Raw genomic sequence first — 23,646 nt, 5'->3', positions numbered from 1 at the left:
CGCCGGGTAGTGGATGACGGAAGATGATGCACTTCCCGCTTGCGCTCAAAAATCTATTCACAGGGAGTCAGTGCCATGAGCTTGATGGAGAGTCTTAAAAATACACTTTCGGAGGCATTTAAATCCTCGCTAAACCGTTACCACCTTGATATCCCCTCCTGCCGGTCTTCACTCGATGTCGAGGAGTTTGTGGGCCAGGAATTTATAAGTGACCTGTATCGATACACCATTCGATTCACCAGTATCGATAAAGATATCGCAGTAGAGCAGCTACTGAATAAGCCCGCCATGCTGATCATGGGAACAGGTCCTCTGGCGACGATGACTGGCCTGAAGGTGGTTCACGGCACCATCACCCATTTCCGGAGGCTCAGCGGTAGCGAAGACCAGTCTACCTACCAGATTATTGTCGAACCCTTTCTCGCGCTGCTGGGCAGGCAGTTTCGCTCACACCGTTTTTTCGTCAACAAGTCGGTTCCGGAAGTGGTGACGCAGGTTCTCAGCGAACACGGTCTTAAGGGCTGGGAATACGAGTTTCGGCTTAAAAAAGTCTATCCGAAACGCGAGCAGATTAACCAGTATCAGGAAAGCGACCTGGCGTTTGTTCAACGCCTGCTCGCCGAAACAGGCATTTTTTATTACTTCACCCTCCAGCAGGACACACAGACCGAAGTGATCCACTTTGGTGACAGTCAGGCCGCACTGATATTTGGTAAAACGCTGGCGCTGAACAGTCCGTCGGGTCTGAACGACAACGCTTCAGACGCCATCTGGGGACTGACGGTAGCCAGTAACGTGGTGGAAAGCAGCGTCACCACGAAAGATTATAACCACCGTGAAGCACAGAACCTCCTGCAGTCTGCTCCGGCGGATATGACGCGCGGTGACGGCGACGAAATCAACTACGGCGAGGCATACCATTACCGCCCACGCCATGCAGAACGCGGTGACAAAATTACCCCGGAACCTGAAACGGCCAACTTCTGGGCTCGTCTGGATCACGAACGTTATTTGGTTAACCGGACAATCATCACCGGTAAAAGCACCGATGCCACCCTGGCGGCAGCCCAGGTGCTGAACATCACCGACAGTGTTCCTCCCACGCTTCCGGCACAGCTGCAGGTAGCGCCAATGCTCCTCACCCGGCTGGTCTTTACCGCTAACCGCAGCGAGGCGATGCAGGTCTTCATCGTGGGCGCGCCGCATAGTGAAACGGTGTGCTGGCGCCCGGCACTACTTCCGCGTCCAAAGGTCACCGGCACGATGATGGCACGTGTAACCAGCGCAAAAGAAGGTGATATCTATGCGTGGCAGAATGCAGCCGGACTGTACCGGGTAAGTTTTGATGCCGACCTTGATGGTAAAAACCGGGGACAGGAAAGCATGCCAGTGCGGCTAGCCAAACCCTATGGCGGGGATCAATACGGTTTTCACTTTCCGCTGATTCAGGGGACCGAAGTGGCTATTGCCTTCCACGAAGGCGATCCCGATCGCCCCTATATCGCACATGCTCTACATGACTCTCGCCACCGGGATCATGTTACCGAGCTGAACAGTACCCGGAACGTGATAAGAACCGCTGCATTTAACAAACTACGGATGGAAGACAAGCGCGGTGAAGAGCATGTCAAACTCAGCACGGAGTACGGGGGTAAGACACAGCTGAATCTTGGCCACAACGTTAACGCCAGGCGAGAGTTGCGGGGAGAAGGCGCAGAGTTAAGAACGGATAACTGGGTAAGTATCCGGGGTGGCGCAGGTGTGTTTATCACTGCCGATAAACAACCCGCCGCCGGCGACAAAATGCTGGCGATGCAGGAAACCATCGACCAGCTGGAACACGCGCTGGGTATTGCCAAAAGTCTGGCGTCAGCAGCAGAGTCAGCTCAGGCATTGTCATCGGATACAGAGAGTCAGGGAGCCTTGAATGCTGCGCTAAAAGCGCTTGAGAAGCCCGGAATGGTGCTGAATGCGCCTGAGGGGATCGGCATCAGCAGTCCGCAGGCGGTGCGTGTGTCTTCTGGCAGCGCCAGCGTGGGGATAATGTCGCAGCAGAATACCGATATTAGCGCATTAAAGCGCTTTACGGTGGCAGCGGGCGATGCAATCAGCATGCTGGCGGCGAAAGCCGGTATGAAGTTGTTTGCAGCGAAAGGCAAAGTGGAGATACAGGCGCAGGATGATGCGCTGGGGGCAATAGCGAAAAAGGATATTACCGTCACCAGCGTGGAAGGAAAGGTGGAAATTACGTCGGCAAAGGAACTGGTGCTGAACTGTGCCGGGGCCTATATCAGACTCAGCGGGGGAAATATTGAACTGGGCTGCCCGGGAAATATTCTGCTCAAGTCGGTGAATGTGCAAAAAATGGGCAAGACTGATTTTCGTGTACCGCCCCTGGAACTACCTAAAGGGTTCGAGGAGCGTTTCACGGTCAAAGATCAGAAGACCGGCGAGATCGTTCCCTTTGCACGTTATCGGATAACCACTGAAAAAGGCCAGATATTTGAGGGGCGAGCCGATGCGCAAGGAAAAACGGCCAGCGTTTATACCGCTTTGCCCGAATCACTAAAAATAGAATTACTGTGAGCCATGGACAGGAGAAAACAGCAATGACGCAAATACTGGGAACCGGATCGGGAAAAACATCCTCAGCCGCAAACGAGCCGGTTGTTGAGCGAGGATCCGCACAAGTCTTTTTCACCTCTGCTGCGCTGGCTGCCTCAGTGCGTGGTTCTTATGTGGGGGCGACAACAACCACGCTGGGAAATACGCTCATATCGAGAGTCGGAGCAGCAACGGGTATAGGTGCCATCTCGTTGGGACGGGTCGCGCCTCAACCTTTCACCGTCTTTCTTTTTACAATGTTCTACTCTAAAGGTCTGAATGAGGGTGAGGATGAAATGCTGCGGAATATACGTGGCGATCAGCTTTATCAGAACCTGATTCAGGGTCAGATGATGGTGGGGGCGTTTATGCGCCTGGACTCAACCGTCGCTGACGGGAATTATATCCCGGAATATCAGCTTCGGGAGATTGCCGAACAAAATGGCCGTGTTCGCACCCGAGTCCGCTTTCGTTTTGCAGAAGACCCCCAGACAGGGAAACTTAAAACCTATAGCTATCAGGTGGGTGAAGGTAGCGGCCTGGATCGGGTCCGGGTCCGGTTTGCAAAACAGCTGGATCCCGACACATGGAGTTTTGAGGATCCCTCGGTCAAAGGACGGTTTATCTGGTCAAGAGCTCGCGGAGAGGGAAGATTTGAGCAGGGAACCCAACAGACCACGATCCATGACGGCAATACGGGAGGATACACCTCGCCACCTACGCCGGTGCCAGAGCCACAGGGTTTATGGGGCTTACCCAACCCGGCACCTGAACCCTTACCTCCCCTGCCGGGAACGCCTGTCCCGGATGAGCAGCGACCCAATATTGAAACACTGCCCATCGAAGATCGGGATTTTGATGATTTTATCATTATTGACCCGATTGGGGATATACCGGCAATCTATGTTTATTTTCAAAAACCTCCGGTTGAGGATCTTGAAGTTGATTATTTTGATAACTTCAAAGGGCGTTCAAGACTGGGGTTATATGAGGTGGATCACATCCCATCAAAAGAAGCTGTTAAAATATATTTAAAAAACCAAGATCCTTTATTAGGTGATGCGGAGATAAATAGAATGATTAATAAAGTTGCTGCAGTTGCGATTCCAAAAGAGATTCATCGTAAGTGTAGTGAAACCTATGGCGGACGCAACAATAGTAATGTCGAAACAGAAAATGGTGAAATCATAAAACGAAAAGACTTCGATGCTAGTACTTTAGAAGATGCGGTGAATACTAACTGGGATGCGAATGCGGAGTGCCTTAAACGTGAGTATAATATCTCTACTGAGAAGGTCGAGGAGATTCGCGCTAAATTACATGAGTTAAACCGACAGATAGGATTATATTAAATGAGCGTCGATGTTGAAAAGCTAATAGAGCAATTGGGGAAGTCATATAAAGATATTTTTAAGGAAGGGTTAATCCCTTATAAAACAAAACCCTATGGTTCAGTTAGTGACGATACCGCCAGCCTGGAAATGAAGCGGGAAGGAATATATCTTTCTTTCTTTAACGACTCGGATAAAAAACTTAAAGAAGTTATGTTAAGACTGGAAGATGAAGAAAAAACTGACTGGCTATTCCCTAACCCAATGCCATTTGGCTTAGGGTTGGTCATGACCCAATTTTGGGTGAGGGAACACTTTGGATTACCTATGATTTATTCCGATGAGAAAAAAATCATGTCTTTTTATATAGGCAAGAAAGAAGTTTATGCCCTGCCAGCCCCCCATCAAAATATCGCAGCAATGTTCACTTACAATAAGAATCTATTTGCAGAGCATGTTATCTTTTTCTCATTAAATCACGCAAAAAAGATACAGTCCGACCTGGAGATAAAAAAGCTTAATGAAAAATAAGCATTGATATTAATAAATCGATTAAAAAATTGATGTGGGATTATATTAAATGAAAATCAACGTAGAAACACTAGTGAAAAAGTTAGGGGAACCTTATCAGGACATTCATGAAAGCTCATTAATACCATATAAATCAAAGCCACATGGGGATTCTGATGATAGTACCGCCAGATTGGATATGAAACGCCAGGGTATATATTTAGCCTTTACTAATGACAATGAAAAATTACTTAGAGAAGTGACATTAACACTAGGAGATGAAGTTAAAACCGAATGGATATTTCCTCACGAGTTGCCGTTTGGTCTGGAACCTGTGATGTCTCAGCAATGGGTACGAGAAAATTTCGGTTTGCCGATGATTTATGTTGATGCGAAAATCGTTATGACTATTTACATGGGAGTAAAAGAAATTTATGCTTTACCCATCCCCAATCAGTATATTGCAGCGGCTTTCACTTATGATAAAAACTTTTTTGTACAAAAAATCACATTTTACCCGATAGAGAGAGCTAAAGAGATCCAGAATGCATTAGAGAAAAAAAGGCTGAGTGGAAAATTAATATCGCCGATGATGCACGAGAAAAAAACATGAAATAAGCGATGATAAAACCGAGGAAATCAGGGCCAAAATACATAAACTAAAAAGAGACGCGGGGTTGTATTGAGATGACTATTGATGTTGAAATGTTAATCAAGCAATTAGGTGAACCATATCAAAGCATTTATGACAAAGGAGTAATCCCCTATAAAACCAAACCCAATGGCTCCGTGAGTGATGATGATGCGAGTTTAGATATGAAACGCGAGGGAATATTCCTCTCTTTTATCAATAATGAATTCAAGACGCTAAAGGCCGTTACTTTAAGGTTAGAAGATGAGGGTAAAACTGACTGGTTATTCCCTAATCCCATGCCCTTCGGCCTGGACCCGGTGATGAATCAGTTGTGGGTGCGGGGACACTTTGGAATACCCATGATTTATGTAGAATCTCAAAAGGTTATGAAGTTTTATATTGGTATAAAAGAGTTTTACCCGTTACCAGTTCCGAATCAACACATCGTCGCATCCTTTACTTATAATGAAGACTCTTTCGTCTCAAATATAACTTTCTATCCACTAGAGCGAGCCAAAGAGATCCAGGCCGCGTTAGAAAAAAAACGGTTAGATGGTTAGCCATTCCTTATAGCCCAGTATTATCTGGGCTATTCCCCATGTGATATTTTCAGACGCAGAGCGAGACCAAATGGCCATTAATACTGAAGAACTTATTAAACAATTAGGTAATCCTTATCAAGAAATTTTAAAAAAAGACTTAATTCCCTACAAGACAAAACCTCATGGTGCCATTGATGATGATATTGCCAGTCTGGAGATGAAGCGTGCAGGGATATACCTTGCTTTTTCCAATAACTCGGGAAAAATTCTTAAAGAGGTAACGCTGAAGTTAGAGGACGAAAGTAAAACCGATTGGTTATTTCCCAACCCACTACCATTCGGTCTGGAGCAGGTAATGTCCCAGCAATGGATCAGGAACCGCTTTGGCGTACCGATGATTTATGTTGATGCGGAGATCATTATGACTATTTATTGTGGCATAACTGAGTTCTATACCTTGCCAATCCCAAATCAAAATATCATCATTTCATTCATATACAATAAAGACCTCTTTGTTTCAGATATAAATTTCTATCCACTTGAACGAGCCAAAGAGATTCAAGCTGCGTTAGAGAAAAAAAGGCTGGGTGGTTAAACTCAATCACAAGGTAGATTTATATCACATGAATATTGACGTCCAGGCTCTCATAAAAAATTTAGGTAAGTCGTATTATGAAATTTACAGTAAAGAATTAATCCCATATAAAACAAAACCCTACGGACCCATTGATGAAGATGAAGCAGACCTGGATATGAAACGTGAAGGTGTGTTTTTGGTGTTCTTTAATGATTCCGAGAAGAAACTCAAAGAGATAACATTGCGGTTAGAAGATGAGTGCAAGACAAATTGGTCATTTCCTAACACCATGCCTTTTGGTCTGGAACCCGTAATGAATCAACAGTGGGTCCGTAAATTCCTTGGCTTACCGATGATTTACGTTGAAGCAAAAGTAGTGATGACTATTTCCCTGGGAGTAAAAGAAATTTATGCTTTACCCATCCCCAATCAGTATATTGCAGCGGCTTTCACTTATGATAAAAACTTTTTTGTACAAAAAATCACATTTTACCCGATAGAGAGAGCTAAAGAGATCCAGAATGCATTAGAGAAAAAAGCTGAGTGAAAAACTAACCGCTTGGTTTTTTTAGCTTTTATTTAAATAAAAAGGAATTTTATATGTCTACAGGATTTGTATTATTAGGGGACAAAACAACCCACGGCGGTGAGGTCATCTCCGCCTCTTCGACGATGATTGTCAACGGCAGAAAAGTCGCTCTGGTGGGAGATATGGTGAGCTGCCCCCAGACCGGGCATGGCCCCAATCCCATCATCGAAGGTTCGTCAGAATGGTCATCTGACGGTAAGGCGATTGTTATTGACGGGTGCAAAAGCCAGTGCGGCTGTCAGGTTATCTCGGGTGCACCTGAGTGTGCAATAGGATAACCCATGGGCTGGACAAGAACGAAAGCCTTAACCACAGAATTACCGCCAGCCCCTTCCCTGATACGGTGGTTTCTGAGCGGCGTGCTCATGGCCATCGCTGGGGTATTATTGTTTATTCTTCACGCGTCCGGCACGATGAAGATTCTCGCTGAATTCAATATCTGGTGGGTTTCCCTGGCGCCACCCGGGATCTGGTTGACCCTTTTCTGTCTGCGGGGCTGGCTATGGGGCAAGGAAGTTGATGAATATGAGTTTTTGCAGAAAGAGGCTGCGCGTGCTCAGAAACTGTGGGAAGCCTGGGCAGAACGGCACCTCGCCATCCTCGGTAGCTGTCTCTTTTTACCCGATAATATCTCTGCGGTATCTCTGCCCCATACATTGCCACAGCAATACGGTCTCATCAGAAAGATAGACTATCTTCCTGGCACAGCATCTCTGGAACAGATCGCGACTGAAGCTCTGCTTAAGGGTACGGAAGATGCCCTGCGTAAGCTACCCGCGGATCTCCCGCTGAAGGTTGTGCTAATCGCCGATCTTCCTGCGGCAGAAATGGTTAAAGCCTTTGCTGCAGTCTGGACGACATTATTCCCGGAGCGCGCGCTCCCTGATGACATTACGGTCAACACTATCCTGTCAATGGGACGGGTCGAAGAACGTCTGCAGCAACCCCTTCTCACGGTCGAACTGTTTCTGGTGGTACAACTGCGCGGCGGTGAAGCTTACTCCGACGGTCTGGCTGCGCTCCTGCTGACCAGTGACGACGTCGCGCAAAAATATCATCTGCCGCACCCTGCCCGACTGCTGCGTCCCATGCCGCTGGATATCGCCCGGTTTGACGAAGATCTCAGGCTGTTTCTCAATACCCAGACCGTGGCCTGCCGCACCACTTTTGTGCTGGAGGACCATCGTGGCTGGGAAGAGATGACCGCTGCGTTAATCACAACCGGACACGTACAGGGCGCAGCCTGGGGACCTTCCGAACGTATAAGCCTGGAAAAATGGAGTGGCATTCCAGGACCGGCATCCCCCTGGCTGCTGACAGCGCTGGCAGCTGACCTGGTCAGCCGGAATAAAACCTCTCTTCTGATGCTGCTTGCTTCCGGAGAAGAGCGCTTTATTAGCACCGTCACATCAGGAAGCGAAAATGAACACATCGGGTAGCCTGTATGGCTATTTCGGACGAACAGGCGTCTTTCTGGCCTGCGGACACCGAAGCTCCGGGTGCCCGTCTCCGCTGGGTAAGCACGCAGCCTGGTTATCAGGAGGAAAAAATGAAAAAAGAACAGGAAAAAGAAAACACGTTACGGAGGCTAACGTCAGGTGAAATTGCGCTGGCAAAATCTGTGTTTATGTCGAGTATTCCGTATCACAAAATCAGGATCTACCGTGAAAGTTATCTCCCTTCTGGGTTGCAAAGCGAGCGCGCCGAAAGAGTCACGGAGGATAAAATCTATTGCCGCCCTCTTCTGTATCGGGAAGATTACGCTCAGTCCCTCCCTGAGATGCAGCATCTGTTTATTCATGAGATGGCACATGTATGGCAACGAGAAAAAAGAATGAACGCGATTGACCATCGACAGGTTAGCTGGATTACTGGTTACAGATACCAGCTTGATGGTCGGCTTTTAGCAGAATATTCCATGGCACAGCAGGCGCAGATTATTGCTGACTCTTTCACGCTGGAAATGGAAGGGCACAAGGGATGGCGCGACCTCATAAGATTTTATGACATTACACTTGATGACGATCTTAGTGAGCCGGTAGCCAGACAACAATATCGCCATGTATTAACGAATTTCCCATGGGATTAAATGATAAGTGGTTATGCCATAGATTGCTGTAGTGCATTTGTTAAATGCACCTCCCTGCTTCGCCCTGATATCCCTACCCGTGTTTACTACTATGCACTTCTGCTCTCTCTGGCTGGAATCTGTATTTGTTATGTTATAACATAACGTAAATTCATGGCGCATAAAATGATTACCGCCAGCCATTGCCCTGAGGAGCCTTGTTCAATGTCAGAAACTGCCGTTCGTCTCACCCCCGATCTCCGCCTGCCGGTCACCGTGCTCTCCGGTTTTCTCGGTGCGGGGAAAACCACGCTGCTTAACCATATCCTGAACAATCGGGAAGGACGACGCGTCGCGGTGATTGTTAACGATATGTCCGAGGTCAATATCGACGCCGCGCTTGTGCGCGAGGGCGGCGCGGAATTATCCCGCACCGATGAGAAGCTGGTCGAAATGAGCAACGGCTGCATCTGCTGCACCATGCGGGAAGACCTGCTGCTTGAAGTGAATCGCCTGGCAAAAGAGGGACGCTTCGACCAGCTGGTGATTGAATCCACCGGTATCTCTGAGCCTCTGCCGGTGGCGGAGACCTTTACCTTTGACGGCGAAGATGGTCATAGCCTGTCCGACGTTGCGCGTCTGGATACCATGGTCACCGTCGTTGACGCATGGAATTTCCTGCGCGATTACCGCTCGACCGACAGTATTCACTCCCGCGGCGAGTCGATGGGCGAAGAGGATACGCGCAGCGTTGTCGATCTGCTGATCGACCAGATCGAATTTTGTGATGTTCTGGTGCTCAACAAAACCGACCTTATTGACCCTGCCCAGCGAGAGCAGCTGGTCGCGCTGATGCGCACCCTGAACCCACAGGCAGATATTCAGCTGGCGCAGTTTGGACGCGTGTCGCTGGATAAGGTACTGAATACGGGTCGATTTGATTTCGACAAGGCGGCGCAGGCGCCTGGCTGGCTAAAAGAGCTGCGGGGAGAGCATACGCCGGAAACCGAAGAGTACGGGATCCGCAGCTTTGTCTTCCGGGCGCGACGTCCCTTTCACCCTGTCAGGCTCTCGCAGGTCTTTGAGCATCAGCTTGACGGCGTGATCCGTTCGAAAGGCTTCTTCTGGCTGGCAACCCGTCCCGAGTACGCGGGATCCTGGTCCCAGGCAGGCGGCGTGGCGCATCAGGGCCTGGCCGGTATGTGGTGGGCAAGCATTCCGCAAGAGCGCTGGCCCGAAGAGGAAGAGCATCGCGCCGCGATTATGCAAAACTGGATCGACGGGATCGGCGATGCCCGTCAGGAACTGGTCTTTATCGGGATGGAGATGGATGAAGTTGCGGTTCGCGCGGCGTTAAATGCCGCACTGCTGAGCGATGCGGAAATGGCGGAGGGTCCGACAGGATGGCTGCAATACCCCGATCCGCTCGATAGCTGGTTTGAGTAAACGACGATGGCTTTATCATCAGGCGTGCTGACGCACACGGAAGTTCCCTGACGGCGGATGATACAGAAGCCTTTACCGATCCCTGGCCGCATAAAATCGGCCGCCTGAAAGGCCACATTTAAACTCAATGTTCTCTGGCCCTTTATAATAATTTGTGCAGCCGCTCGGGCTGTACAACCTATAGAGGAATTTCCCATGAGCACATTGCTGTTCAGTAAGACCCCAACGGTCACGGTTCTCGATAACCGCGCTCTGGCCGTACGTGAGATCGCGTACCACCGCCATCCCGACTCGCCGGACGCCACGGATGAGCGTATTACCCGCCACCTGTATGATGCCCGCGGTTTCCTGGCGCAAAGCGCCGACCCGCGCCTGCATGATGCCGGACTGACGAACTTCAGTTACCTGACGGATCTGGCCGGAAACGTCCTGCGGACGCAGGGAGCGGATAACGGCACCACCGTCAGCCTGAATGACATTGCCGGCCGTTCGTTTCTGGCTGTCACCCCGATAGTGACCCGTACCTGGCAGTATGAAGATGCAAAACGGCCCGGCCGTCCGCTGAGCGTGACCGAGCAGGTGACCGGCGAAACCGCCCGCATTATGGAGCGTTTCGTGTATGCGGAAAATTCCGCCGAAGAAAAAGCGCTTAACCTCGCCGGACAGTGCGTCAGCCATTACGATACCGCTGGCCTGGTGCAGACCGACAGCGTTGCTCTGACCGACACACCGCTCTCCGTTACCCGCCGCCTGCTGAAGGATGCGGAAAATCCCGACACCGTGGCCGACTGGCAAGGTGGAGATGCCTCCGTCTGGAACGATTGGCTCAGCGGTGAGGTGTATATCACCCTGACCACGTCGGACGCTACCGCCAGGGTGCTGACCACTACCGATGCCAGAGGCAACGTGCAGAGAGTCGCGTACGACGTGGCGGGCCGGCTGTCGGGAAGCTGGCTGACGCTGAATGGCGGTACGGAACAGGCTATCGTGAAGTCGCTAACCTGGTCTGCCGCCGGACAGAAGCTGCGCGAGGAGCACGGCAACGGCGTGGTGACCACGTATGAATATGAGCCGGAGACACAGCGCCTGACCGGGATGAAAACAGAGCGCCCTGCAGATGCGAAGGTATTGCAGGACCTGCGCTATGAGTACGATCCGGTAGGTAACGTACTACAAATCAGCAACGACGCCGAAGAGACCCGCTTCTGGCGTAACCAGAAAGCGGTGCCAGAAAATACGTATCTCTACGACAGCCTGTACCAGCTGGTCAGCGCCACCGGGCGAGAAATGGCCGGTATGACACAACAGAGCAGCAACCTGCCTTCCGCCATCATCCCCCTCCCGACAGACAACGCCTCCTGGACAAACTACGTCCGTACATACACCTATGATGCCGCCGGAAACCTGGCACGGATACGACATACCCCGGCCACCGGCAGCGGTTACACCACGGATATTACCGTCAGCGACCGCAGCAACAAAGCGGTGTTGAGTACGCTGACGACAAAGCCAGCCGAGGTGGACGCGCTCTTCACGGCGGGCGGCCAGCAGAAACAGCTGCTGCAGGGCCAGACCCTGCAATGGACACCGCGCAACGAACTACTGAAGGTGACGCCGGTGGTACGTGACGGCAGCGTGGACGACAGTGAAAGCTATCGTTATGACAATGGCGGCCAGCGGGTACTGAAGGTCAGCGTACAGAAAACGAGTAACAGCATGCAGACGCAGCGGGTGATGTACCTCCCGGGGCTTGAAGTGCGGACCACAACCCTGGGCACCGCTGAAAAAGAGAGCCTGCAGGTGATTACCGTGGGTGAAGCGGGCCGGGCGCAGGTACGAGCCCTGCACTGGGAGAGCGGCAGGCCGGATAATATCAGCAACGATGGGCTACGCTACAGCTACAACACCCTGACGGGCAGCGGCATACTTGAGCTGGACGGTGACGGGAACGTTATCAGCATGGAGGAGTACTATCCGTATGGCGGCACGGCCGTTCTGAGCGCACGCAGTCAAACCGAAGTGGATTACAAAACAATCAGATACTCAGGGAAGGAACGGGATGCCACAGGCCTTTACTACTACGGATTCCGGTACTACCAGCCGTGGGCGGGCAGATGGCTCTGCGCAGACCCGGCGGGAACAGTCGATGGCCTGAACCTGTTCAGGATGGTGCGAAATAATCCCGTAACGCTTGAGGACAAAGATGGACGTGCGCCTGTTGAGCATCACGCGGCGCCCGCTGAGACACCGCTGGCAGATATATTTCAGTGGGGTGATATTGTGTACGGGCTGGATAAACCCCGGGAACAGGCGTTATCCACGCTGAGTGCAGCGGGCTTTAAACGAAAAGAAGTGCTTAAACCACCGACTAAAAATATTTTTAAATCGATCAGGCAATCCTTCAGAAAGGTGAAAGAGAAAGCCAACATTACCATTCAAAATGATATTACCAATGCCGTCTGGGACGTTGCGAAGCCTAAGGAGTATTCTGATGACAAAACGATACGTAAACAATTAAACGATCCCGAACGTGCCATTCAGTTCAGGGAATTTATTGCGTCGCATGACAAATACAATGTCATCACTCAGGAAGAATCGACCAAACTCATGGCTGAACCCTGGAAGGCAATGCAGCTTGGCGTTCCGTTATGGAAAAGAACGAGCAAGGCCGGGCTGGCGTTTCAGCTACTGGTCAAACAAAAACCGCTGCATTTTATGACCGATATTATTGGTGATGATATCAGCCTGGTGATATCAAAAGAGGGCCACGGAGCGAGTATCACCTCCAGCGAACTTCGCTGGCTCTACCGACATCGGGATCTCCCTGAGGTGCAATCCAACCTGATCTTCTATCGTAACGGTAAGAAAATATCCCATGACGACGTTTTTGGAAAAAAAGAGTGGATAAATTACCATCCTAAAAACCAGTACAAACCGGGTCAAAAATAGGTATGTCTAAAATAACCCTCGCCGATCCAGACGGATCGGCGAGGGTTTCATGCCGTTCTTAGTGCGCCTTCCCTTCCTCGTTATGATGCTCATGCCCGTGTTCGCCGCCGTGTACTTTCCCGGAGCCGCCCACCGCCACAATATTAAACGGACGCCCTTCGACGCTGATTTCGCCACTCTCTTTAAAGGCCACGGCATCCAGCACATGGATTTTGCTCTTCAGCGGATCGGTGACAAAGATTTTATCGTCCGCGACGGCAATGCGCGGGCGCGGATCGTTCCAGTGACCGTCCATTGAGTACGGCTCGGTCACGCGGACGGATTTTGTGATTTCGCCTTTGATAACGTCCATCTGATGCAGCTTGCCGTCTTCGGTAAAGACATACGCAAACTTAGACCTTACGGGGTCAACGGCAAAGTGCACACGGCGCACCGGAAGCTGGACCAGACGGAAGCTGTCCGCTTCGGTCGGGTCGATCAGGACCAGGCGATCCGGGCCGTAGTTGCCAATAAAGTACTGCATCCCTTTCCCGCCGATCAGCGTCGAGGCGCTGCCTTCCGGCAGGCTGGCAGAATACGGCAGGTGCTTAATCTCCGGTGCGGCATTTTTCTGCGTAATCAGCAGCAGACCGGTGCTGCACGCCAGAGCGTAAGTATCGCCGGAACCGGCGGAGCCGTGCAGGCCTGCACAGGCGACGTCATTTCCCACTTTTTTACCCGCCATATCCACCACCCGCGCACCGATGGGACGCTTCGAGGCATCTTCAGGATTGGGAATGGAGACCACGCCATAGCCATCGTAAGGCACGGCAACGCCGTGGTGGGCCGCGACAACGCTGACGCTCTTCGCGTCTTTTTTGCCGTCCAGTACCGCCTGCTCACTAAAGAACAGCGCATGACTTTCGCCATCAAACCACTGGGCGACTTTACCCTGCCGCTCCACAAAATGACCCGGCTTCTTGCCATCGAAGGTCACGCTGAGCAGTTTCGGCGGGTCAACGTCGATATCGGCATGGTCACCGTGATCGTGAAACGCGATACCGGAGCCGATGACCGACACGGTATTCGCGCTGCCCTGTATGGCAAACACCGTTGCGCCGCTTTCGCTGCGGCTTAACGACGCCGGACCTTTTACGGTAAAGGTATTCAGGGTGTCACCGTCCAGGGCGTCGATCACCTTCACCGTCGGCTTGTCGTGGTCGGCGACAAATAAGCGCCATGCGTTGACGTTGTCGTCGGCAACCGCGCCGCCTGCCATGACGGATAAAATAGCCGAAATGGCCAGAGGTAATGCCAGCTTGTTCATCGTTATCTCCATTATTGATAGTTTCCGCCCAGAGCAGAAATAAGGGTTGCGGCGTTATGCTGCATCATCGTGATATAGGTTGCCGCCGGGCCTGAAGGGCCGGAAAGCGCATCGGAATAGAGCACCCCGGAAACCTTCATACCGGCTTCATCGGCAATTTGTTCCACCAGTCGCGGGTTAGAAATATTTTCGGCAAAGACCGCTCTGGCGCTGTTTTTCTTAATTTCACGCAGAATGCCGGCCACGTCGGCGGCAGAGGCTTCGGACTCGGTCGAGATCCCCTGTGGGGAGAGGAAATGCAGGCCGTAGTCACGCTCGAAATAGTGGAAGGCGTTATGCCCGACCACCACGGTGCGCTGGTCGGCAGGCAGGCTCTGCACGGCGTTTTTGATACGGCTATCCAGCCGTTCCAGCGCCTGAGAATAGGTTCTTGCATTTTCCTGGTATTGCGCGCAGCCGGACTTATCGACGGCGCAGAACGCCGCCGTAATATTGTTAACGTAGACTTTGACGTTAGAGACGGATTGCCAGGCATGTGGATCAAATGGCGCGGCGTGGAAAACGGCCTTGCCGTTATTAAAGTGATAATGTCCACCGGCAGGATCCTGAATGATATTCGCCCCTTTGGTAACCTCAATCACCGGCGCTTTGCTTTCGCTGGCCTCAACCAGCCGGTTAATAAAACCTTCGAACTGCAGACCGTTAATTAAAATCAGGTCCGCTTTCGCCATCGCAATCGCATCTGCCGGAGAAGGTTCATAGACATGGGCGTCGCTGTCCGGCCCGACAACCGTGCGCAGCGCTATATTCTGCTGGCCAATATTGCTGGCAATATCGCCGAGAATCGAAAAGCTGGCGACCACCTTAATTTTGGCCTGTAGCGGCCACGGCAATAGCGCTGCAATCACGGTGACGGCGGCGACATAACGAGAAAGGTTCATAGGTTACTCACTCCCTGATAATGGAACACGCGGATTCGCTTTACGGCTGCTGCGCGGCAGCGGGCGGGCATGTTTCACCATCACCGCAAAGGTCGAGAACAGATAAAACACCCCGGCGGCGAGGATAATGGCCGGGCCGGACGGCAGCGAAAAATGGAAGGAAAACAGCAGGCCGCTGATACAGGCGACAATCCCGAGCAGGACTGAGAGCAGGCACATACCGATAACGCGTCTGGCCCAGAAACGAGCCGTCACCGCCGGTAAGATCATCAGCCCAACGCTGAGTAGGGTTCCCAGCGCCTGGTACCCTGCTACCAGATTCAGCACCACCAGGCCTAAGAACAGAAAGTGCACCGGCGAACCAAGCCGCGAGACCGAACGCAGAAACAGCGGATCGAGACACTCGGCCATCAGCGCCCGCCAGAAAAGCACAAGCGCCAGCAGCGTGGCGATGGCGACAAGCGCGATAAGCCACAGTGCCTCGGCGTTAAGGGCCAGCACGGTACCAAACAGCACGTGCATCAGATCCACGCTGGAGCCGCGCAGGGAAACCACCAGCACGCCCAGCGCCAGCGAAATCAGATAGAAGGCGGCCAGCGACGCATCCTCCTTCTGGATAGTCATCCTTGAAACTGCGCCCGCCGCCAGCGCCACCAGCAAACCGGCAACCATCCCGCCGACGGTCATGGGGATAATCTCCAGGCCATAGAGCAGAAAGCCGACGGCGGCACCGGGCAAAATGGCGTGGGACATGGCATCGCCCATCAGGCTCATCCGCCGCAGCGTCAGGAAAACACCAACCGGGCAGGCGCTCAGGGAGAGCAGCAGTGAGCCAAGCAGCGCCCGGCGCATAAAACCGAATTCGATAAACGGCGACAGCAGAACGTCATAAAGGCAGGCCATCACGACAGCACCTCCGCCGTGTGGTTACCGTTAAGACGTAGCGTCTGCGGGAAATGGCGGCTGACCAGGTCGGGATCGTGGACCACGACGGCGACCGTGCGCCGCTGCTGGTGCCACGCGCCTATCAGCGCCAGCATATCGCGAGTAGTGGCGCTATCGACGGCGTTAAAAGGTTCATCAAGGAGAATCAGGCTGGCCTCCTGGACAATGACGCGGGCAAAGAGCGCACGCTGGAACTGCCCGCCGGACAGTTCGCTCAGGGACCGGTTTTCAAAGCCATCCAGCCCGACCGTGACCAGCGCCGCCGCGACGCGCAGTCTGTCCTGCGTCCGATGGCATCGCAGCAGACCGCGCTCGGGCCACAGGCCTAAGGAGACGAGATCCCGCACGCTGGCGGGAAAGTGCCTGTCCAGTTCCGCTATCTGGGGCAGCCAGGCCGTGCGCTCCCCCGCCGCCACGGTGCAGCGGCCGCTTAAAGGTTGCAGGATACCGGCGATCCCTTTTAGCAGGGTGGATTTACCTGAGCCGTTGGGGCCCGTCACGGCGGTCAGCGATCCACGCTGCAGGCAGCCGTTGATATTGGTAAGCGCCGGTTTACCGCGATACCCGAGGGTTAGATCGCTAAACCGGACAGAGACATCGGTCATAAATGTTATTAATCCATACAGATAATTACAATTGTTACGTTATAACATATCTTAATCTCTGTAAATGAACCGAAGGCTTCTTGACTTATTTTGTTAGCAGCGTACTTTTCAGGACATGAAAGACATTCTGATTATTGTGCCCGACGGCGGTATGCTGTTTGAGGCCACCGGCATCGCCGATATTCTGATGCAGGCCAACCGACTGCATGCGGAAGAAGGCGCGCCGCCGCGCTATCGCATCGATGTCGCCACGACGCAACCCCATCAGGTGATCCACGGCCAGTCGGGGCTCAATCTGCTGGCCGACTATCGCCTGCCCGAGCTGGACCCGCGTGCACCGCGTGACACCATTATCATTACCGGCAGAGGTACCAATGCCGAGGAGGGCTGCGCGGTGATCGACTGGCTGCGGCTGGCCGCACCGAGCACGCGCCGGGTGACTTCCATTTGCGGCGGCGCGATGCTGCTGGCCGAGAGCGGTCTGCTGGACGGCCGGCGCGCCACCACCCACTGGCGACTTCTGGAAGAGATGCAGACGCGGTTCCCGGCGGTCAACGTCGAGGCTGGCCCGCTCTATATTCAGGATGGTCCAGTCTGGACCTCCGGCGGCGTCAGCTCCGGGTTTGATTTAACGCTGGCGCTGGTGGAGGACGACTACGGTTTTACCCTCGCCCGCGACGTGGCGCAGAACATGGTGATGTATCTGCATCGCCCCGGCGGACAGCTCCAGTTCAGCCGCTTTCATCTGAATCAGGCCAGCGGCAGCGGCCCCATCGGCGAACTGCAAAACTGGATCCTGGAAAACCTTGCCGCCGATCTGTCGGTGGAAAATCTGGCCGAGCGGGTGGCCATGAGCCCGCGCAACTTTACCCGCGTCTTTACCCGCGATGTCGGTGTTCCACCGGCCCGCTACGTGGCCGAAGCCCGTCTGGCTGCCGCCCGTAATCAGCTGGAGCAGACCCGCGATACCCTCGATAAAGTCGCGGCGGAAACCGGTTTTGGCAGCAGCATCAATCTGCGCCGTCTGTTTGAGAAACAGCTCCACCTGACGCCCGGCGAATATCGCCTGCGCTTCCATGCCCGCAAAATGGCGTAAAGTGATCCTTTTTTGTCATTTACGCCATAACGCCGACCGCCTACAGTGACTGCAGACACCGCATAAGAGGAGAGCATCATGGTAAAAGTCGGTATTAATGGCTTTGGCAGAATCGGACGTAACGTCCTGCGTGCCGCGCTTAACAGCCCGGATATCCAGATTGTGGCTATCAATGATTTAACGGACAGCAAAACACTCGCCCACCTGCTCAAATACGACTCCCTGTCCGGCACGCTGCCGGTGCCGGTTGAAGCCGCCGAAGGCGAGCTGCGCGTTGACGGTAAAACTGTGCGCGTCTTTAGTGAACGCGATCCGGCACAGATCCCCTGGAGCAGCGTTGGCGTGGAGATTGTTATCGAAGCGACCGGTTTCTTCACCTCCCGCGACCAGGCCGCGGTCCATATCAGCCACGGCGGCGCTAAACGCGTGATTATTTCCGCTCCGGGCAAAGATGACGATCTGACTATCGTGATGGGCGTTAACGACCAGAATTACGATCCGGCGCGCCACTTTGTGGTCAGCAACGGTAGCTGCACCACCAACGGCCTGGCCCCTGCGGCGCAGGTACTGCATCAGCGCTTTGGTATTGAGCATGGCCTGATGAACACCACTCACGCCTATACCAACAGCCAGGCGCTGCACGACCAGCCGGAGAAAGATCTGCGCGGCGCACGCGCGGCGGCCCTGTCGATTGTTCCCTACTCCAGCGGCGCGGCAAAAGCGCTGGGTAAAGTCATCCCGGAACTGGATGGCCGCCTGACCGGCTACTCCCTGCGCGTGCCGGTCCCGGTGGTTTCCATCGTGGATCTGACCGTCACCCTGAAGCGGGATGTTACTGCTGAAGAGGTCAACGCCGCCTTCCGCGAAGCAGCGTCCGAAGGTCCATTGAAAGATATTCTGGGCTATAGCGATGAGCCGCTGGTCTCCAGCGATTATCAGGGCGATGCCCGGTCATCGATTATCGACGGGCTCTCAACCCTGGTGATCGGCGGCAACCTGGTGAAAATCCTCGCCTGGTATGACAATGAGTGGGGCTTCTCGAACCGACTGGTGGATCTGGCAAGACTGATGGATAAGCGTGGGGTTTGAGTGACCGGCGTAAAACAGAGTGCAGGAAGGAAGCCCCGGGATGGGGCTTCTTTTATGATGCAACGCGATTAAAATTCAAATGAGGAAGACAGCACAAAGGTTCGCGGCATCCCCACGGCCATTTGACCGCTGCCTGCCGCACTCCAGTAGCGTTTGTCGGTAACGTTATTCACCGTAAACCTGAAGGTGGCATCGGTGTTCGCTATACGCGTTTTATAGCTGCTGCCCAGGTTATAGACGGTATAGCTGTTCACATACGCCTGGTTGCGGCTATTGACCGGACGCTTACCGACATAAGACGCACCAGCATTCACCGCCACGCCCGGCAGGAAGTCGAGCTTGTGGCTAATAAAGAAGTTAGCGGCTTTTTCCGGCGTGTTTTCCGGGGCTTTCCCCACCAGCGCGCTGGTCGTTGAACGGGTGACTTCCGCATCCAGCAGCATCAGTGACGTGGTGATGGCGGTGTTCGCCGTCAGATCGCCCTGCAGGGAGAACTCGCCGCCGCGATACCGCGCTTCGCCATTGATCGAGTAGATATCGTCGTCGCCGGTGCTGGCAGAAGGCTGCGTCAGTTCAAAATAAGCCACTGAAGCGTACAGGCCATCCGTTAAGCGGGTCCGCACACCAACCTCTTTCTGTTTGCTGACCACCGCTTTTAACGACTCGCCCGCATTCGCCGCGGAAGAAGGCGCGGTGCCCGCAGATTCCAGCCCCTCAACATAGCTGGCATAAATGCTGATATCCGGCGTGGCTTTGTAGACCACACTCACCGCAGGCGTCAGCGCTTTGACCTTCTCGCTATCAGCGCCGAGTTGTTTGCTGGTATAGCGTCCCCAGCGCACTGCGCCGGTCACCTGCCATTGATCGTTCAGGGTGATCCAGTCCTGCATAAACAGGCCGCCATCGCGCACCGTCTGCTCTTTAAAGTCCCGGTCGCGCAGCGTGTTCTTCGAGCCTGTGGGTGAGCGCACCAGCGACGAAACCGTAATCGGATCGTACATATTCTGCGGCGCAGCATACATGGTGGTGGTAAAGCTCGGCTGGTAGAGTCGGTTCTGACTGCCCCCCATCAGCAACTGGTGCTCAACGGAACCCGTTGAGAAGTTACCTTTCACTTCAGCACGTACGTTCTGGTTAAGATAATCCTGGCCTGGCTGATCGGCACCATACACCGTACCTGCACCGGTTTTAGCATCATAGCTGTCGAACACCCACAGCCAGCGATCGCGTTTGGTACGTGACTGACCCACGGTCATCTTCCCGGTCCAGTCGTAGTTAAAGGCATATTCTGCCTGCAGGAGATGAGTTTCCGCCTCTGACTTTGTCGCCTTGCCGTTCATCGACAGCAGTTTCTTTGGATTGGGAATATCAGGCATGGTGACAATGCCTTTAACCGCCGTCGGCGTGGCAATTGCCGCCTGTTCGGTAATACGCGCTTTTACCTTCTCAAAATCATATTTCAGCAGCAGCTTGTCATTTACCTGCCAGTCAAGCGCTGCGCTGAAGAAGCGCTTATTACCGTGGTCGCCATCAATCGGCAGATGAATATTGTTGCTCATGGCGTTAATGCGCACGCCAAAATTCTTCTCATCGCCAAACCGTTCGGCAAGATCGACATGCGCCAGCGATGAGCCGCTATCATCCGTCGAGAAAGTGACTGCCCTGACCGGTTTACTGCCCGCGCGTTTGGTGACCATATTGACCACGCCGCCCGGCGAAACAAAGCCGTAATAGAGCGCTGATGCGCCCTTCAGGACCTCAAAGCGCTCTTTGTTTTCCATCGGAATGGGCAGGTTGTTATCAAACGGCAGCACGCCATTGAACATATAGCTGGCGCGGTTATCGAGGTTAATTCCGCGAATAGAGAGCTGGTCATAAGCAACGCCGCTCTGCTGCTGCCGCACTACGCCTGCCACATTGCGCAGCGCATCGTACATTCCCTGCGCCTGCTGCTCTTTGATGATTTCGCTGGACACCACGCTGACCGAGTTAGGCACATCCAGCATATCGCGTCCCTGAAAAGCCCCGACGTCGGCATAGGTCGGCGCATAGCCGCTTGGCGCGGCGCTTCCGCTCGCCCTGACTTCAATCGTATCGTCGTTGCCCGCTTTATTGCTGACGCTTTGCGCTGCAGTGTCGTTAATTTCAGCATGGCCTGCTGTGCTTAAGGCAATAAAAGGCAGCCCCGCCATGGCTAAAACCAGGCGTTTCTTTTTTATATTACGGAAGCTCATTTTTCCCTCAGTGGTGGTGCAATGCGAAGATTGACGTTGCTGTTGTTTTTATTCGTCCTGGCGGGTTATCCAGGGGATAGCGTAGCGTGGATAGGAATGATTATCATTCCAGCATGAAGCCCTGTAGTAGTAAACAACACGGCTGAGATACGGCGCGTCAACGCGCTGGGCGGGGGATTTTTATCAATTTTATGATTTTTTATTTTATTGATAATAAAAGATTTATTTATCACGCGATGACACTGTGGTCATTGCCTGCAGACGAAAATTCACGATCTGTAGTCAGCCATGAGTTTGACTACTACAGCACGCTACTACATGATGATTTTCAACAGTAAAGTGCGAATGCAAATCATTACGTATAAGGCCAATCGTGCAATGAGCTCAATGATTTATACAGCGGATTTAACGCCGCAGGACCCGGCGGTGTGCACGCTGGGCGCCTGTGAACACAGCAGCGACCTTGCCAGCCACCTGGTCACCGCGTTTAGCACGCGCCAGAACAGCACGCGCTATCTGTCCACGCCGCAGGGACAGGACGCCGTATTTGCTTATCTGATGACCACCCGAAGCGCGATGGCACTCACCGAGCGTGAGATGACCCCCTTTGAAAGCGTCCCTTATCGCAAACTGCTTAACAGCCAGCCATTCTCTATCCGGGTCGCCATTTGTGCGCCTGTTTCGGCGTGTGTTTATGTGCACCGCGCCAATCCACTGGCGCATATTACGCTGCAGCAGCTTAGCCAGGTGTTTAGCCGTGGCAATCTGACGGGAGATTACTCCACATGGGCGCAGCTGGATACCACAACAACCGGCGGCATCCACCCGCTACGTCTGCCCGATATCGCGCCTTTCAGCGTATTTCTTCAGCAGCACTTTGAGCAGCGCCAGCCGGGCTGGAACGGCGAGTATGTCCGCGATACCGATGCACTAATTGAACGGCTTGCAGCGCTCCCCACAGCGATAGGCATTGCCGAAGTCGGGCGTGAACATCCGCAGATCCGCGCGGTGCCGATTTCAGACGGACAGGGCCAGGTTTACAACGCCAGTCTGAAGAATATGCAGAGCGGGCATTATCCGCTCACCCGCTATCTGCATCTTTATCTGCCGCGAAATCCGCAGGGCGAAATCAGCCCGCCGCTGGTCGAATTTGCCGAATTTGTCCTCTCCGCTGAGGGACAGAAGCTCATCAACACCCGGACACGCTATGCGTCTCTCTCTGACGAAATGGCCCGCTCACAATCCAGGCTTATGGCGCACTGCTTATGAATATTGCTGTTACTACCCTGCCAATTATTGGCAATGACGGAATGGATTCCCTGGTTACGCCGTGGTGTGAGCATTTCCGCCTTGCGCACCCGGAGATCCAGTTCGCCTGCACCCTGGAAGGTTCATCTACGGCCATTATGGCGCTGGCGGCGAATGCCAGCTGGGTTGCGCCAATTTCACGCTCGCCGTGGCAGTATGAGCTCGATGCATTTCTGCAGGTGAAAGGCTATGCCCCAACCTGTATTCACGTCGGCTACACCGGACATGGTCCGCGTGCCGGTGCGAAAAGCCCTCCGGCGCTCTACGTCAACCAGCGCAACCCGTTGCGGGGTCTGTCGATGGCGCAGATACGCGCCCTTTTCGCCCGGGGTAATCCGCAGGGTGAAATCAGCATGTGGTCACAGCTGGGTTTACAGGATGAGTATCAGCATCGCCGCATTCATCTCTACGGCCTGCGGGACGATGGCAAGTACGCCACCGCGTTTCGTCATCTGCATCTGGATGGCCATCCTTATCCGCCGCATTATGAGCCCCTGCCCGACCGTCAGGCCGTGCTTGCAGCGGTAGCAGATGACCCGTTTGGTCTCGGCTCGGTTGGATGGTTTGATGCCGCGGCATTCAGCAAACAGGCGAGAATTGTGGCGCTGTCGGCGGATGAAGGTGCAGATTACGTGCTGCCAGACCTCGCCAGCGTGGGCCAGGGAAGCTATCCGTTATCCAGCTATGTCTCACTCTACTTCGATTTGCCGCCGGGCCGACAGCTCAATCCCCTGTTGAAAGCGTGGCTGACGTTCACCCTCTCAACGGAGGGACAGGCTATCGTCGGTGCCCAGACGCACAGCGCCGAAGGCTATATTCCGCTGGAAGCAACCCTGCTGGAAGCCCAGCGCAAGCGCCTCGCGCAGATGTAA

At 53.4% G+C, this 23,646-nt stretch carries 21 protein-coding genes; 16 read left to right on the top strand and 5 right to left on the bottom strand.

From position 1 onward, the window contains the following. Positions 1-84: 84 nt before the first annotated feature. From EDF81_RS01280 to EDF81_RS01225, 12 genes are all read left to right on the top strand, one after another. Positions 85-2,586: a type VI secretion system Vgr family protein gene (locus EDF81_RS01280; protein WP_260232680.1), complete on the top strand. Its 2,502-nt coding sequence runs from the start codon at positions 85-87 to the stop codon at positions 2,584-2,586. A 23-nt stretch (positions 2,587-2,609) separates the two neighbouring features. Then, the gene (locus EDF81_RS01275; protein WP_123345516.1) at positions 2,610-3,956 is read left to right on the top strand and encodes an S-type pyocin domain-containing protein; all 1,347 of its coding nucleotides are present in this window, start codon (positions 2,610-2,612) and stop codon (positions 3,954-3,956) included. Continuing rightward, positions 3,957-4,466: a DUF6392 family protein gene (locus EDF81_RS01270; RefSeq protein ID WP_123345514.1), complete on the top strand. Its 510-nt coding sequence runs from the start codon at positions 3,957-3,959 to the stop codon at positions 4,464-4,466. A gap of 49 nt (positions 4,467-4,515) precedes the next feature. Next, entirely contained in the window at positions 4,516-5,058 is a 543-nt protein-coding gene (locus EDF81_RS01265; RefSeq protein WP_123345512.1) for a DUF6392 family protein, read from the top strand. A 74-nt stretch (positions 5,059-5,132) separates the two neighbouring features. Continuing rightward, positions 5,133-5,639: a DUF6392 family protein gene (locus tag EDF81_RS01260; protein WP_123345510.1), complete on the top strand. Its 507-nt coding sequence runs from the start codon at positions 5,133-5,135 to the stop codon at positions 5,637-5,639. 70 nt (positions 5,640-5,709) lie between these two features. After that, on the top strand, positions 5,710-6,216 hold the full coding sequence (locus EDF81_RS01255) for a DUF6392 family protein (protein ID WP_123345508.1): 507 nt from the start codon (positions 5,710-5,712) through the stop codon (positions 6,214-6,216). Between the two features lie 28 nt (positions 6,217-6,244). Beyond that, the gene (locus EDF81_RS01250) at positions 6,245-6,745 is read left to right on the top strand and encodes a DUF6392 family protein (protein ID WP_123345507.1); all 501 of its coding nucleotides are present in this window, start codon (positions 6,245-6,247) and stop codon (positions 6,743-6,745) included. A 53-nt stretch (positions 6,746-6,798) separates the two neighbouring features. Beyond that, a complete protein-coding gene (locus tag EDF81_RS01245) occupies positions 6,799-7,065 on the top strand; it encodes a PAAR domain-containing protein (RefSeq protein ID WP_123345505.1) in 267 nt (88 codons plus the stop codon). 3 nt (positions 7,066-7,068) lie between these two features. Next, a complete protein-coding gene (locus EDF81_RS01240) occupies positions 7,069-8,226 on the top strand; it encodes a type VI secretion protein (RefSeq protein ID WP_123345503.1) in 1,158 nt (385 codons plus the stop codon). Between the two features lie 5 nt (positions 8,227-8,231). Beyond that, a complete protein-coding gene (locus EDF81_RS01235) occupies positions 8,232-8,876 on the top strand; it encodes a type IV secretion protein Rhs (RefSeq protein WP_260232634.1) in 645 nt (214 codons plus the stop codon). 204 nt (positions 8,877-9,080) lie between these two features. Beyond that, the gene (gene zigA / locus EDF81_RS01230) at positions 9,081-10,301 is read left to right on the top strand and encodes a zinc metallochaperone GTPase ZigA (RefSeq protein WP_123345501.1); all 1,221 of its coding nucleotides are present in this window, start codon (positions 9,081-9,083) and stop codon (positions 10,299-10,301) included. A gap of 195 nt (positions 10,302-10,496) precedes the next feature. Continuing rightward, entirely contained in the window at positions 10,497-13,250 is a 2,754-nt protein-coding gene (locus EDF81_RS01225) for an RHS repeat-associated core domain-containing protein (protein WP_123345500.1), read from the top strand. 58 nt (positions 13,251-13,308) lie between these two features. Here the strand turns inward: EDF81_RS01225 and aztD are convergent, their stop codons facing one another. Genes aztD through aztA form a run of 4 tightly spaced genes read right to left on the bottom strand, consistent with a single transcriptional unit; the run spans position 13,309 to position 17,047 of the window. Then, complete coding sequence (gene aztD / locus EDF81_RS01220; protein WP_123345498.1) at positions 13,309-14,556, bottom strand: zinc metallochaperone AztD; 1,248 nt, start codon at positions 14,554-14,556, stop codon at positions 13,309-13,311. 11 nt (positions 14,557-14,567) lie between these two features. Continuing rightward, positions 14,568-15,497, bottom strand: a complete 930-nt coding sequence (gene aztC, locus EDF81_RS01215) for a zinc ABC transporter substrate-binding protein AztC (protein WP_123345496.1) — start codon at positions 15,495-15,497, stop codon at positions 14,568-14,570. A gap of 3 nt (positions 15,498-15,500) precedes the next feature. After that, positions 15,501-16,400 (bottom strand): zinc ABC transporter permease AztB, encoded by a 900-nt coding sequence (aztB, locus tag EDF81_RS01210; RefSeq protein WP_123345494.1) that lies wholly within the window; start codon positions 16,398-16,400, stop codon positions 15,501-15,503. Beyond that, the gene (aztA, locus tag EDF81_RS01205; RefSeq protein ID WP_123345493.1) at positions 16,400-17,047 is read right to left on the bottom strand and encodes a zinc ABC transporter ATP-binding protein AztA; all 648 of its coding nucleotides are present in this window, start codon (positions 17,045-17,047) and stop codon (positions 16,400-16,402) included. The genes aztB and aztA overlap by 1 nt, the downstream gene beginning before the upstream one ends. 115 nt (positions 17,048-17,162) lie before the next feature. On the opposite strand from aztA, the gene EDF81_RS01200 reads away from it, so the two are divergent. Both EDF81_RS01200 and gap read left to right on the top strand, forming a co-directional pair. Then, on the top strand, positions 17,163-18,143 hold the full coding sequence (locus EDF81_RS01200) for a GlxA family transcriptional regulator (protein WP_123345491.1): 981 nt from the start codon (positions 17,163-17,165) through the stop codon (positions 18,141-18,143). Positions 18,144-18,221: 78 nt separating this feature from the next. Continuing rightward, positions 18,222-19,232, top strand: coding sequence for a type I glyceraldehyde-3-phosphate dehydrogenase (gap, locus tag EDF81_RS01195; protein WP_123345489.1), 1,011 nt, complete (start codon positions 18,222-18,224; stop codon positions 19,230-19,232). 68 nt (positions 19,233-19,300) lie between these two features. Here the strand turns inward: gap and EDF81_RS01190 are convergent, their stop codons facing one another. Then, entirely contained in the window at positions 19,301-21,466 is a 2,166-nt protein-coding gene (locus tag EDF81_RS01190; protein WP_260232633.1) for a TonB-dependent siderophore receptor, read from the bottom strand. Positions 21,467-21,853: 387 nt separating this feature from the next. Here EDF81_RS01190 and EDF81_RS01185 point away from each other — a divergent pair, with 387 nt between their 5' ends. Together EDF81_RS01185 and EDF81_RS01180 are read left to right on the top strand one after the other, a co-directional pair. Then, the gene (locus EDF81_RS01185; RefSeq protein WP_184999441.1) at positions 21,854-22,735 is read left to right on the top strand and encodes a PstS family phosphate ABC transporter substrate-binding protein; all 882 of its coding nucleotides are present in this window, start codon (positions 21,854-21,856) and stop codon (positions 22,733-22,735) included. Then, positions 22,732-23,646, top strand: coding sequence for a PstS family phosphate ABC transporter substrate-binding protein (locus EDF81_RS01180; protein WP_123345485.1), 915 nt, complete (start codon positions 22,732-22,734; stop codon positions 23,644-23,646). The genes EDF81_RS01185 and EDF81_RS01180 overlap by 4 nt, the downstream gene beginning before the upstream one ends.

Source organism: Enterobacter sp. BIGb0383, from assembly GCF_003751845.1.
GTDB lineage: Bacteria > Pseudomonadota > Gammaproteobacteria > Enterobacterales > Enterobacteriaceae > BIGb0383.
This window is presented reverse-complemented; position numbering and strand designations above follow the sequence as displayed.

What these genes read in the sequence shown, in the direction of transcription:
- EDF81_RS01280 (WP_260232680.1), top strand. Translation starts at nt 85, where the DNA reads ATGGAGAGTCTTAAAAATACACTTTCGGAGGCATTTAAATCCTCGCTA.
- EDF81_RS01275 (WP_123345516.1), top strand. Translation starts at nt 2,610, where the DNA reads ATGACGCAAATACTGGGAACCGGATCGGGAAAAACATCCTCAGCCGCA.
- EDF81_RS01270 (WP_123345514.1), top strand. Translation starts at nt 3,957, where the DNA reads ATGAGCGTCGATGTTGAAAAGCTAATAGAGCAATTGGGGAAGTCATAT.
- EDF81_RS01265 (WP_123345512.1), top strand. Translation starts at nt 4,516, where the DNA reads ATGAAAATCAACGTAGAAACACTAGTGAAAAAGTTAGGGGAACCTTAT.
- EDF81_RS01260 (WP_123345510.1), top strand. Translation starts at nt 5,133, where the DNA reads ATGACTATTGATGTTGAAATGTTAATCAAGCAATTAGGTGAACCATAT.
- EDF81_RS01255 (WP_123345508.1), top strand. Translation starts at nt 5,710, where the DNA reads ATGGCCATTAATACTGAAGAACTTATTAAACAATTAGGTAATCCTTAT.
- EDF81_RS01250 (WP_123345507.1), top strand. Translation starts at nt 6,245, where the DNA reads ATGAATATTGACGTCCAGGCTCTCATAAAAAATTTAGGTAAGTCGTAT.
- EDF81_RS01245 (WP_123345505.1), top strand. Translation starts at nt 6,799, where the DNA reads ATGTCTACAGGATTTGTATTATTAGGGGACAAAACAACCCACGGCGGT.
- EDF81_RS01240 (WP_123345503.1), top strand. Translation starts at nt 7,069, where the DNA reads ATGGGCTGGACAAGAACGAAAGCCTTAACCACAGAATTACCGCCAGCC.
- EDF81_RS01235 (WP_260232634.1), top strand. Translation starts at nt 8,232, where the DNA reads ATGGCTATTTCGGACGAACAGGCGTCTTTCTGGCCTGCGGACACCGAA.
- zigA (WP_123345501.1), top strand. Translation starts at nt 9,081, where the DNA reads ATGTCAGAAACTGCCGTTCGTCTCACCCCCGATCTCCGCCTGCCGGTC.
- EDF81_RS01225 (WP_123345500.1), top strand. Translation starts at nt 10,497, where the DNA reads ATGAGCACATTGCTGTTCAGTAAGACCCCAACGGTCACGGTTCTCGAT.
- aztD (WP_123345498.1), bottom strand. Translation starts at nt 14,556, where the DNA reads ATGAACAAGCTGGCATTACCTCTGGCCATTTCGGCTATTTTATCCGTC.
- aztC (WP_123345496.1), bottom strand. Translation starts at nt 15,497, where the DNA reads ATGAACCTTTCTCGTTATGTCGCCGCCGTCACCGTGATTGCAGCGCTA.
- aztB (WP_123345494.1), bottom strand. Translation starts at nt 16,400, where the DNA reads ATGGCCTGCCTTTATGACGTTCTGCTGTCGCCGTTTATCGAATTCGGT.
- aztA (WP_123345493.1), bottom strand. Translation starts at nt 17,047, where the DNA reads ATGACCGATGTCTCTGTCCGGTTTAGCGATCTAACCCTCGGGTATCGC.
- EDF81_RS01200 (WP_123345491.1), top strand. Translation starts at nt 17,163, where the DNA reads ATGAAAGACATTCTGATTATTGTGCCCGACGGCGGTATGCTGTTTGAG.
- gap (WP_123345489.1), top strand. Translation starts at nt 18,222, where the DNA reads ATGGTAAAAGTCGGTATTAATGGCTTTGGCAGAATCGGACGTAACGTC.
- EDF81_RS01190 (WP_260232633.1), bottom strand. Translation starts at nt 21,466, where the DNA reads ATGAGCTTCCGTAATATAAAAAAGAAACGCCTGGTTTTAGCCATGGCG.
- EDF81_RS01185 (WP_184999441.1), top strand. Translation starts at nt 21,854, where the DNA reads ATGATTTATACAGCGGATTTAACGCCGCAGGACCCGGCGGTGTGCACG.
- EDF81_RS01180 (WP_123345485.1), top strand. Translation starts at nt 22,732, where the DNA reads ATGAATATTGCTGTTACTACCCTGCCAATTATTGGCAATGACGGAATG.